We start from the raw sequence: 11,493 nt of genomic DNA on the forward strand, positions 1-11,493 counted from the left end.
CCCGAGAGGGGGAAATCCGGTATGATGGTGAGGAGCGCCGGTATGGCTCAATGGCAGAGCAACGGTTTTGTAAACCGTGGGTTGTGGGTTCGACTCCCTCTACCGGCTCCAGGAAATTTTTTCGAGGCCGTGGCCCGCATGGGTCGCGGCCTCGCTGCAAATATCGGCTAAACAGCTACGTTGACCTGCGGTTGTGTGCGGTTCGTGATTATGGATACGCCCGGCTGGGTGGTAGCGTTGACAAGTCTATCCGCGCGGCGTAATCTGTTTCCCGCCTTGTGGGGGAGAACGAGCTCCGCAGGCGGCTGAAAACGGAATGGGGATGTGGCACAGCGGCAACTGCGGCGGACTGTAAATCCGCTCCCTCTGGGTTCCTTGGTTCGAGTCCAAGCATCCCCACCATCTGCCCGTGTAGCTCAGTCGGTAGAGCACTTCGTTGGTAACGAAGAGGTCACCGGTTCAAATCCGGTCGCGGGCTCCATTCCATTTTTCAGCGGCAAGGCACCATGCCGGTGTAGCTCAGTTGGTTAGAGCACGCGGCTCATACCCGCGATGTCACTGGTTCGAGTCCAGTCACCGGTACCAGAGTTCTTAGCGGCGCTACGGCGCCGCTTAGCATAAGAACGAAGTAAGTCTATGGGATGGCCGACAGGTTGGTTCCAGAAGGAGGATGGCAATGGCCAAGGAGAAGTTCGATCGCTCTAAGCCCCACGTAAACATCGGTACGATTGGTCACGTCGACCACGGCAAGACCACCACGACCGCCGCTATCACCAAGGTCCTCTCCGAGACCGAGGGCTGCAAGGCCGACTACACCGCCTTCGAGAACATCGACAAGGCTCCCGAGGAGCGTCAGCGCGGCATCACCATCAACGTCGCCCACATCGAGTACGAGACCTGGGAGCGTCACTACGCTCACGTTGACTGCCCGGGCCACGCTGACTACATCAAGAACATGATTTCCGGTGCGGCTCAGATGGACGGCGCCATCCTCGTCATCGCCGCCACCGACGGCCCCATGGCCCAGACCCGCGAGCACATCCTGCTCGCCCGTCAGGTCGGCGTCCCCTACATCATCGTCTTCCTGAACAAGTGCGACATGGTTGACGACGAGGAGCTCATCGACCTCGTCGAGATGGAGACCCGCGACCTCCTCACCGAGTACGACTTCCCCGGCGACGACCTGCCGATCATCCGCGGCTCCGCCCTCGGCGCCCTCAACGGCGAGCAGAAGTGGGTTGACTCCATCATCGAGCTCATGCACGCCGTCGACTCCTACATCCCGACCCCGCCGCGTGACAACGACAAGCCCTTCCTGATGGCCATCGAGGACGTCATGACCATCTCCGGCCGCGGCACCGTTGCCACCGGTCGTGTCGAGCGCGGCGAGCTCAAGCTCAACGACCCCGTTGAGATCGTCGGCATCCGCGAGAAGCAGACCTCCGTCGCCACCGGCATCGAGATGTTCCGCAAGACCATGGACTTCTGCGAGGCTGGCGACAACGTCGGCATCCTCCTGCGCGGCATCAAGCGCGAGGACATCGAGCGCGGCCAGGTCATCTGCAAGCCCGGCTCCGTCCAGCCGCACCAGAAGTTCACCGGCGAGATCTACGTCCTCACCAAGGAGGAGGGTGGCCGCCACACCCCGTTCTTCGCTGGCTACCGTCCGCAGTTCTACTTCCGCACCACGGACGTGACCGGTGACATCTCCGAGCTCACCGACACCAACGGCAACAAGGTCGAGATGGCCATGCCGGGCGACCACATCACGGTCACCTGCGAGCTCATCCACCCGATTGCCATGGAGCAGGGCCTCAAGTTCGCTATCCGCGAGGGTGGCCACACCGTCGGCGACGGCCGTGTCTCCACGATTCTTGACTAACTTCTCACGAAGCTAGCTTTGGACCCGGCGTCCTCGGACGCCGGGTCTTTTTTGCGCGCGCAAGCGCGGAAGAGATTTGCGGATTATGTGACGAACGCCGACAATCTCGTTGTGAGTTGACAGCTCTGGCGTACCGATGGTATCGTTTGCCATCGCGTCACGTTCGAGGGAAACTCCCTCCAACGAGAAGTTCTTCAGGAGGATCAATGCGTACTCTAGTTACCCTCGCGTGCACCGAGTGCAAGCGCCGCAACTACACCACGGACAAGAACAAGTCCAACAACCCCGATCGCATGGAGTTGAAGAAGTACTGCCCGTGGTGCCGTAAGCACACGCTTCACAGGGAGACCCGCTAACCAAGGTGGGTTTTCATTACAGGCCAGTAGCTCCAATGGTAGAGCGGCGGTCTCCAAAACCGTTTGTTGAGGGTTCGAGTCCTTCCTGGCCTGCCAGATTTCACCACCGGCTTTCCCTTCGGGGTTAGCCGGTTTCCATGTAAGTACCGCTTTCGAGGGAGTCGAGGGATGGCTAACAAGGACCGAAACAAGAGGAGCGCCCGCAAGGCGCGCGCAGAGGAGCGCGCCCGCGTCGAGGCTGCCCAGGCCGCCTCTGCCCCCGCCTCGACTAAGAAGGCGGACGACAAGGCTGCCAAGAAGTCCGAGAAGCAGGCCGAGAAGATGCCCGAGAAGAAGGCTGATCCCAACAAGAAGCCCGGGCTCTTCGGTCGCCTCCGCAACTACCTTGGTGACGTGCGCTCCGAGATGCGTCGCGTCGTGTGGCCCTCCCGCGAGGAGCTCAAGACCTACTCTGTCGCGATCATCATCATGCTGATCGTCTTCGGTCTCGTCATCTGGCTCGTCGACTCCGGCGTGGTCGCCGCGCTCATCGCCTTTACTGGCCTGAGGGGGTAGAAATGGCAAAGCGTTGGTACGTGATTCACACCTACTCCGGCTACGAGAACAAGGTCAAGGCTGACCTTGAGCACCGAATCGAGACCTATGGCCTCGAGGACAAGGTCGTGGACATCCAGATCCCGACCGAGGAGGTCACCGAGATCAAGGACGGCGGCAAGCGCGAGACCAAGGAGTCCAAGGTCTTCCCGAGCTACGTTCTCGTTCGCATGGAGGTCGACGACAACACGTGGGCCGTCGTGCGCAACACCCCGGGCGTGACGGGCTTCGTTGGACTCGACGGCAAGCCCACCCCGCTTCGTCGCGACGAGTTTGACAAGATCATGCGTCGCTCCGGCGGTCGCGGCACCTCTGTCGCAACTCCCAAGCGCACCTCGACCAACATCGAGGTCGGTCAGGCGGTCAAGGTCCTCTCCGGCCCGCTCGCCGACTTCGACGGCCAGGTCTCGGAGGTCATGCCCGAGTCCGGCAAGGTCAAGGTCATGCTCACGATCTTTGGCCGTGAGACTCCCGTCGAGCTCACGCTCGACCAGATCTCGGTCATCGGCTAGGAGATTCCGCCTGCCCGGTATCGGTGAGGATTGCTTCTCGGGCCGGCGCTTTCATAGATTGTTCAGTCACGGTTCCACAAGGAGACAACCATGGCCAAGAAGCAGGTTACGCACTTCATCAAGCTCCAGATTCCCGCTGGCGCCGCCAACCCCGCGCCTCCCGTCGGCCCCGCCCTCGGTGCCGCCCAGGTCAACATCATGCAGTTCTGCCAGGCGTTCAACGCCGCCACGCAGGACAAGGCCGGTGACATCATCCCCGTCGAGATCACGGTCTACGAGGATCGCACCTTCGACTTCGTCTGCAAGACCCCTCCCGCGGCCCAGCTCATCAAGAAGGAGCTCGGTCTCAAGAGCGGCTCTGGCGTTCCTCAGCGCGACAAGGTCGGCCAGCTCACCCAGGAGCAGCTCACCAAGATCGCCGAGATCAAGATGCCGGACCTCAACGCCAACGACATCGAGGCCGCCAAGAAGATCGTGGCCGGCACCGCCCGCTCCATGGGCGTCACCATCGCCGAGTAGTGTTTCGTGCGTGCAAAGGGGACAGTCCCTTTTGCACGCTTCCATCGTGCAAAAGGGACTGTCCCCTTTGCACATACGATGTGGGAGGGCCGACGGCCCGCTGACCACAGGAGGTAGCACATGCCTAAGCACGGAAAGAAGTACCAGGAGGCCGCGACCAAGGTCGACCGCTCCAAGCTCTACTCCCCGAAGGAGGCCATGACGCTCGCCAAGGAGCTCTCCGTGGCCAAGTTCGACGAGACCGTCGAGGTCGCCGTTCGCCTCGGCGTTGACACCCGCAAGGCCGACCAGAACGTCCGCGGCTCCATCTCCCTGCCCAACGGCACCGGCAAGTCCGTCCGCGTCGCCGTCTTCGCCGAGGGCGAGAAGGCCCGTGAGGCCGAGGCCGCTGGCGCCGACGTCATCGGTTCCGACGACCTCGTCGCCCAGGTGCAGGCCGGCGAGCTGAACTTCGACGCCGCCATCGCGACGCCCAACATGATGGGCAAGGTCGGTCGCCTCGGCAAGATCCTCGGCCCCCGCGGCCTCATGCCCAACCCCAAGCTCGGCACCGTCACCATGGACGTCGCCAAGATGGTCGGCGAGCTCAAGGCCGGCCGCGTCGAGTACCGCGCCGACCGCTACGGCATCTGCCACGTCCCCATGGGCAAGGTCTCCTTTGACGTCGAGAAGCTCGTCGAGAACTACGGCGCGCTCCTGACCGAGCTGATTCGCGTGAAGCCCTCGAGCGCCAAGGGCAAGTACGTCAAGTCCGTCGTCATCTCCACCACGATGGGCCCTGGCATCAAGGTCGACACCACCAAGACGCGCAACTTTATGGAGGACTAGTTCTTCTCGCGTCATTTTTGCCTGACTGCTTGACGGGCGTCTTGCGTCGTGACACACTGTCACACGCGAGACGCCCGTCTCGCACACGTCGCACGTCCGCTGCCAGAGACAGCCGGTGCCGAGAGGCTTAATGGGGTTACCCCGCCTGCCGAGGTGGTCTGAGAGTTGCATTCTCGAAGACCCCGTCTTGGCTTGCCGAGCGGGGTCTTCTCATGCGGAAGGCCCGCCTGCCGCGGCTCGTGCCCGATCCGCATCAGAGGAGGTGTACTGAACATGCCGTCCAAGTCCAATGTCGCTATGCTCGAGAAGGTCGCCAGCTCTCTGGAGTCCTCCCAGGGCCTCTTCGTCGTCGACTACCGTGGCCTCTCCGTTAAGGAGACCCAGCAGGTCCGTCGCGCGCTGCGTGAGGCCGGGGCCGAGATGAAGGTGTACAAGAACAACATCGTCAAGATCGCCCTCGAGAACGCCGGGATGCCCAACATCGACGAGATGCTCGCCGGTACCTGCGCCTACATCTTCTTCGAGAAGGACCCCGTCGATGCCGCCAAGGTCATCAAGGAGCAGTCCGAGAAGCTGAAGAAGATGGCGTTCGTCGGCGCCATCGCCGATGGCAAGGCTCTCTCCGCCGAGGAGGCCAAGGCCTACGCTGACCTGCCCAACCGCGATCAGCTCATGGGTATGCTCGCTGGTCTCATCAGCGGCTTCGCTCGCGACATCGCCGTGTGCGTCAAGGAGGTCCCTGCTGGCCTCGCTCGCACCGTCAACGCCGTCTCCGAGAAGAAGCAGGCTGCCTAGCTTCACCGCGGCCTCGCCGCACCACCTGGGGCGCAGGGCGCCCCGCAACCGCAAAGACAATCCGCGCCTGCGCGCGGGATCGAAAGGAAACCAAAAATGGCTAAGCTTACCACTGAGGAGATCATTGACGCCCTCAAGGAGATGACCCTTCTCGAGGCCTCCGAGCTCGTTCACGCGATCGAGGACACCTTCGGCGTCTCCGCCGCCGCCCCCGTTGCCGCCGTTGCCGCCGCTCCGGCTGCCGCTGCCGCCGAGGAGGAGGAGAAGACCAACTTCGACGTCGTCCTCGAGTCCTTCGGTGACAACAAGATTGCCGTCATCAAGGTCGTCCGTGCCCTCACCAGCCTCGGCCTGAAGGAGGCCAAGGAGGTCGTCGAGGGTGCCCCCAAGGCCGTCCTCGAGGGCGCCAAGAAGGACGACGCCGAGGCCGCCAAGAAGCAGCTCGAGGAGGCCGGCGCCGTCGTCACCCTCAAGTAACTTCGTTACCCAGGGTCACGCGCATCGCGCACCTTCAGGGGGTCGGGCATACGCCTGGCCCCCTTTATTTTGAGCCGGACATGGCCGGACATGGTCAAAGGGCAAAATCGGCCCAATCGCTCGCGGTGCAGCCGCGACCGGTCGGGCCTGCCAATGGTAACGTACAATTTCTTGCGCACTTTGACAGCGGAATAGCGTCCAGATAGGAAGGAGGGCACGGCCCGCCCCGGTATGATTCGAGTTGCCTAGACAAGAAACATGCTGGAGGTAGACCATGCCCGAGCCAATCGTAACATTCAACGAGGAGAGCCTGAAGACCGACCTTCGCGAGCTCGTCAGGAGTACCGTCGAGGAGATGCTGAACGGCCTCCTGGACGAGGAGGCCGACGACCTCGTGGGCGCCGAGCGCTACGAGCGGACGGCGGGGCGCGAGGCGTACCGCGCCGGCCACTACGAGCGAAAGCTCACGACGACGTCCGGCGAGGTCACGATCCGCATGCCCAAGCTCAAGGGCATGCGGTTCACCACGGCGATCATCGAGCGCTACCGGCGCCGCGAGACGAGCGTCGAGGAGGCCTTGATAGAGATGTACCTCGCGGGCGTCTCCACCAGGCGCATCGAGGACGTCTCCGAGATCCTCTGGGGCTCGAGCGTCTCGGCGTCGACCGTCTCCAACCTCAACGAGAAGGCGTTCGCGTCGGTCGAGGAGTGGCGCAACAGGCCGCTCGACCGGGCGTACCCCTACGTCTACGTCGACGGGATATACCTCAAGAGATCCTGGGGCGGGAGCTACGAGAACGTGGCCGTGATGGTGGCCATAGGCGTGAACGACGACGGCTTCCGCGAGGTCATCGGTGCCGCCGAGGGGTTCACGGAGTCGGCGGAGTGCTGGCGGGAGTTCCTCTCGTGGCTCAAGTCGCGCGGGCTGCGCGGCGTGAGGATGTTCACCGGCGACAAGGCGGCCGGCATGGTCGGCTCCATCGCGGAGGTCTTCCCCGGCGCGGCCTACCAGCGCTGCACCGTGCACTTCTACCGCAACGTGCTCTCGAAGGTTCCGAAATCGAAGAGGCCGAGGGTCGCCGCCATGCTCAAGGCCATCCACGCCATGGAGTCCCGCGAGGCTGCCGAGGCCAAGGCCCTCGAGGTCGCATCCGAGCTCGAGAAATCCAAGCTCAAGGAGGCGGCCAAGGTCGTGCGCGACGGATACGCCGAGACCCTGACCTACACGAGGTTCCCGCGCGAGCACTGGCGGCGCATACGCACCAACAACGCCATCGAGAGGCTGAACCGCGAGATCCGGCGCAGGACGAGGGTCGTGGGCACCTTTCCCGACGGCAACTCGGCCCTCATGCTCGTGACCGCCAGGCTCAAGTACGTGGCCGAGAGCGAGTGGGGCTCTCGTCGCTACCTGGACGTGACTCTGCTGGAGGGGTAGCCGCACCGGACGGCGGGCCTATGGGGCTGTCGGAAAGTGCGCAAGAATCTTGACGGTACCCTGCCAATCCTCACGCGGCTGCGGCGCCGCTCGGGCGGGCTGCCGCTTGGGCGGGCTGCCGGTTGGTCGAGCATGCCATATCGCCCAGACTGCCATATGGCACGGAACGGGGTCCCGGAGGGGGCGGAACCGTGCCCCCAGGCATGCTCGCGCCGCCCCCCCGCGTCGCGTCGGTCGGCCTTGCGCTCCCGGTTGGCGGCGCGTCCGCTGTCGTCCGGCCCACGGGGCCGTGACGGCGGAAGGAACCAACGTTCAGCTCATATCGTCTTTGTGCCGCTGGGGGACGTCTCTCGTAAGGTCGAAGCGGCTCGCATCATGGAGCGTCACCGAACCTTCACACCCGGAGATGCCAAGCTGAAGCGTTTTAGCAGGTAAAAGAGCTGAGCGAAATTTCATACTCGAAAACGAGGGTCAAGTCAAGACTTTTCATTGACCACCCGAGAGGCTTTCGGTAGATTATTACGTTGCGACAATTGCCGCCTTCCACCCTTTTTGAAGGAGGAAAAGCCTGGTGTCTACCGCAAAGACTGCTCTTACCAAACCACAGGGCACGACCGGACGCAAGACCTTTAGCAAGATTGCTCCGGCAATGGAGCTTCCGAACCTGATCTCCGTACAGAAGGAGTCGTTCGAGCGCTTCATGGGCGAGGGCCTCGCCGAGTCCTTCGCCGAGTTCTCCCCGATCGAGAACTCTGCTCACACCCTCCAGGTCACCTTTGGAGATCACCAGTTCGGCGATCCCGCGCACACCATCGCGGAGTGCCGGGCCAAGGACATCTCCTACCAGGCGCCCCTCTTCGTTGACGTGCGCTTTGTCAACAAGGAGACCGGCGAGATCAAGGAGCAGCTCGTCTTCATGGGCGACTTCCCGCTCATGACCGAGCGCGGCACCTTCGTCATCAACGGCACCGAGCGCGTCGTGGTTTCGCAGCTCGTCCGTTCTCCCGGCGTGTACTTTGCCTCCGAGATGGACAACGGCGTTCGCGTCCACAAGGCCCAGTTCATCCCCGCGCGCGGCGCGTGGCTCGAGTTCAAGGTCGACAAGCGCGGTCACCTCGTGGTCTCCATTGACCGCAAGCGCCGCCAGTCCGCCACGATGTTCCTGCGCGCCCTCGGGATCGCCGAGACCGACGACGAGATTCTCTCGCTGCTCGGCGACTCCGACGTCGTCCGCAACACGCTTGAGCGCGACGTTGCCACCACGCGCGAGGACGCCCTGCTCGAGATCTACCGCCGCCAGCGTCCCGGCGAGCCGCCTACCGTCGACTCCGCCCGCTCGCTCATCGACGGCCTCTACTTCAACGAGCAGCGCTACGACCTTGCTCGCGTTGGTCGCTACAAGGTCAACAAGAAGCTCGGCATCGACGTCGACTCCGGCGCGCGCGTGCTCACCCAGGAGGACATCGTCGAGGCCCTGCGCTACCTGCTCGCCCTGCACGCCGGGGACCCGAGCAAGCGCCTCGATGACATCGACCACTTCGGCAACCGTCGCGTTCGTACCGTGGGCGAGCTCGTGCAGAACCAGTTCCGCATCGGCATGAGCCGCATGGAGCGCGTCGTCCGCGAGCGCATGGCCTCCCAGGACGTCGACGACATCACGCCGCAGTCGCTCATCAACATTCGCCCGATCGTGGCCGCGATCAAGGAGTTCTTCGGCTCCTCCCAGCTCTCGCAGTTCATGGACCAGGCCAACCCGCTCGCCGGCCTCACCCACAAGCGCCGCCTCTCGGCGCTCGGCCCCGGCGGCCTTGCCGGCCACAAGTCCGGCTCCAGCCGCCGCACCAACGTGCCGACGGCCGTCCGCGACGTCCACAACTCCCACTACTCCCGCATGTGCCCGATCGAGACGCCCGAGGGACCCAACATCGGCCTCATCGGCTCGCTCGCGCTCTACGCCCACGTCAACGAGTACGGCTTCATCGAGTCGCCCTACCGTCGCGTTGAGAACGGCGTGGTCACCGACAAGATCGACTGGATGACGGCCGACGAGGAGGAGGCGCACAACATCGCCCCCGCCAACACGCCGTTCGACCCCGAGACCGGTCGGTTCGTCGACGTCGACTCCAAGGGCAACATCACGCACCCCGAGCGAATCATCGCCCGCACGCGCGACTTCGACGGCTCCTTCGGCGCCCCCGCCCAGGTGAGCGTCGAGGACGTCGACTACATGGACGTCTCGCCCCGACAGCTGCTGTCGGTCGCCGCCAACCTCATCCCGTTCCTCGAGCACGACGACGCGAAGCGCACCCTCATGGGCGCGAACATGCAGCGTCAGGCCGTGCCCCTGATTCGCACGAGCGCCCCGTACGTGGGCACCGGCATGGAGGAGCGCGCCGCGCTCGACTCCGGCGAGCTCATCTGCGCCGCCCACGCCGGCACCGTCTCCGAGGTCGACGCCGCCCACGTGGTCGTCTACTCCGACGAGTACGGCTCGGAGCGCTACGACCTCCCCAAGTATCAGCGCTCGAACCAGTCCACCTGCATCAACCACCGCCCGATCGTCCGTGCGGGCGACCACGTCGAGAAGGGCCAGCCGCTCGCCGACGGCACCTCGATCGACAACACCGAGCTCGCCCTCGGCACCAACCTCACCGTGGCCTACATGCCGTGGGAGGGCTTCAACTACGAGGACGGCATCATCGTGTCCGAGCGCGTCGTGCAGGAGGACCTGCTGACCTCGGTCAACATCTCCCGTCACGAGATCGACGCCCGCGACACAAAGCTCGGACCCGAGGAGATTACCCGCGAGATCCCCAACCTCTCCGAGGACATGCTCGCAAATCTCGATGACGACGGCATCATCCGCATCGGCGCCGAGGTCGGCCCCGGTGACATCCTTGTGGGTAAGGTCACGCCCAAGGGCGAGACGGCCCTCACCGCCGAGGAGCGCCTGCTGCGCGCCATCTTCGGCGCCAAGGCCCACGACGTCCGCGACACCTCGCTCAAGATGCCGCACGGCTCCTACGGCCGCGTCGTCGACGTCGTCCGCTTCAGCCGCGAGGCTGGCGACGACCTCCCGCCCGGCGTCAACGAGCTCGTCCGCGTCTTCGTCGCGCAGCGTCGCAAGATTCAGCAGGGCGACAAGATCGCCGGCCGCCACGGCAACAAGGGCGTCGTCTGCAATGTCCTGCCGGTCGAGGACATGCCCTACATGGCCGACGGCACGCCTGTCGACGTCCTGCTCGACCCGCTCGGCGTCCCCTCTCGTATGAACGTGGGCCAGCTCCTCGAGTGCCACCTCGGCTGGGGCGCCGCGCACGGCTGGGACGACGAGTCCGCCGAGTCCGACCGCTACGTCCCGGGCCCCATCCGCGTGGCGACGCCCGTCTTTGACGGCGCCACCGACGAGGAGGTCGCGGAGCTGCTGCGCCGCTGCAACATCAACCTCATGAACAAGGCCCGCCTCGACTACGGCGACCACATGCGCGAGGAGTTCGTCCCGCAGCTCAACGAGCTCGGCAAGACCACGCTCTACGACGGCCGCACCGGCGAGGCGTTCAAGAGCCCCATCACCGTCGGCACGAGCTACATCCTCAAGCTCGGCCACATGGTCGACGACAAGATCCACGCCCGCTCGACCGGCCCGTACAGCCTCGTCACGCAGCAGCCCCTGGGCGGCAAGGCCCAGTTCGGCGGCCAGCGATTCGGCGAGATGGAGGTCTGGGCCCTCTACGCCTACGGCGCGGCCAACGTCCTCCAGGAGATTCTCACGGTCAAGTCCGACGACACGAGCGGTCGCGTGAAGACCTACGAGTCCATCGTGAAGGGCGAGAACGTCCCCGCGGCTGGCATCCCCGAGTCGTTCAAGGTGCTCGTCAAGGAGATTCGCTCGCTCGCGCTCGACATCGAGCCGATCTCCTACCGCAAGCGCGCCGAGCGCGCGGCCTCCGACGAGGCAGCCGTCGCCGAGAGCGCCGTGGACGTCTTCGCCGACATGCCCTCCGTCGACAGCCTCGTCGACGACCTTGCCAGTGACCTCGAGAACTCTGACGCCGCCCTCGTCGGCGACGCTCCGAGCGATAAGGAGTAGCGACT

Annotated in this window: 10 protein-coding genes and 5 tRNA genes; all 15 read left to right on the forward strand. The window is 64.3% G+C overall.

Annotated features, from left to right (window positions below):
* Window positions 1-36 precede the first annotated feature (36 nt).
* Window positions 37-111, forward strand: a tRNA-Thr gene (locus BQ7106_RS08195).
* A gap of 207 nt (window positions 112-318) precedes the next feature.
* Window positions 319-402, forward strand: a tRNA-Tyr gene (locus tag BQ7106_RS08200).
* A gap of 3 nt (window positions 403-405) precedes the next feature.
* Window positions 406-481: transfer RNA gene (locus BQ7106_RS08205), tRNA-Thr, on the forward strand.
* 27 nt (window positions 482-508) lie between these two features.
* A tRNA-Met gene (locus BQ7106_RS08210) sits at window positions 509-585 on the forward strand.
* Window positions 586-676: 91 nt separating this feature from the next.
* Window positions 677-1,882, forward strand: a complete 1,206-nt coding sequence (tuf, locus tag BQ7106_RS08215) for an elongation factor Tu (RefSeq protein ID WP_072374080.1) — start codon at window positions 677-679, stop codon at window positions 1,880-1,882.
* Window positions 1,883-2,088: 206 nt separating this feature from the next.
* On the forward strand, window positions 2,089-2,238 hold the full coding sequence (gene rpmG / locus BQ7106_RS08220) for a 50S ribosomal protein L33 (protein WP_072374082.1): 150 nt from the start codon (window positions 2,089-2,091) through the stop codon (window positions 2,236-2,238).
* 20 nt (window positions 2,239-2,258) lie between these two features.
* Window positions 2,259-2,334: transfer RNA gene (locus BQ7106_RS08225), tRNA-Trp, on the forward strand.
* Window positions 2,335-2,406: 72 nt separating this feature from the next.
* Window positions 2,407-2,793, forward strand: coding sequence for a preprotein translocase subunit SecE (gene secE / locus BQ7106_RS08230; protein WP_072374084.1), 387 nt, complete (start codon window positions 2,407-2,409; stop codon window positions 2,791-2,793).
* Between the two features lie 2 nt (window positions 2,794-2,795).
* Window positions 2,796-3,344: a transcription termination/antitermination protein NusG gene (nusG, locus tag BQ7106_RS08235; RefSeq protein ID WP_072374086.1), complete on the forward strand. Its 549-nt coding sequence runs from the start codon at window positions 2,796-2,798 to the stop codon at window positions 3,342-3,344.
* Window positions 3,345-3,434: 90 nt separating this feature from the next.
* A complete protein-coding gene (gene rplK / locus BQ7106_RS08240) occupies window positions 3,435-3,863 on the forward strand; it encodes a 50S ribosomal protein L11 (protein ID WP_072374089.1) in 429 nt (142 codons plus the stop codon).
* Window positions 3,864-3,983: 120 nt separating this feature from the next.
* The gene (gene rplA, locus BQ7106_RS08245; protein WP_072374091.1) at window positions 3,984-4,691 is read left to right on the forward strand and encodes a 50S ribosomal protein L1; all 708 of its coding nucleotides are present in this window, start codon (window positions 3,984-3,986) and stop codon (window positions 4,689-4,691) included.
* A gap of 273 nt (window positions 4,692-4,964) precedes the next feature.
* Entirely contained in the window at window positions 4,965-5,486 is a 522-nt protein-coding gene (rplJ, locus tag BQ7106_RS08250; RefSeq protein ID WP_072374093.1) for a 50S ribosomal protein L10, read from the forward strand.
* 96 nt (window positions 5,487-5,582) lie between these two features.
* The gene (gene rplL, locus BQ7106_RS08255; protein ID WP_072374095.1) at window positions 5,583-5,963 is read left to right on the forward strand and encodes a 50S ribosomal protein L7/L12; all 381 of its coding nucleotides are present in this window, start codon (window positions 5,583-5,585) and stop codon (window positions 5,961-5,963) included.
* Window positions 5,964-6,237: 274 nt separating this feature from the next.
* On the forward strand, window positions 6,238-7,398 hold the full coding sequence (locus tag BQ7106_RS08260; RefSeq protein WP_072374097.1) for an IS256 family transposase: 1,161 nt from the start codon (window positions 6,238-6,240) through the stop codon (window positions 7,396-7,398).
* Between the two features lie 649 nt (window positions 7,399-8,047).
* Window positions 8,048-11,488, forward strand: a complete 3,441-nt coding sequence (gene rpoB, locus BQ7106_RS08265; protein WP_240307465.1) for a DNA-directed RNA polymerase subunit beta — start codon at window positions 8,048-8,050, stop codon at window positions 11,486-11,488.
* Window positions 11,489-11,493 lie beyond the last annotated feature (5 nt).

The sequence above is a fragment of the Thermophilibacter mediterraneus genome (assembly GCF_900119385.1).
Classification (GTDB): Bacteria; Actinomycetota; Coriobacteriia; order Coriobacteriales; family Atopobiaceae; genus Thermophilibacter; species Thermophilibacter mediterraneus.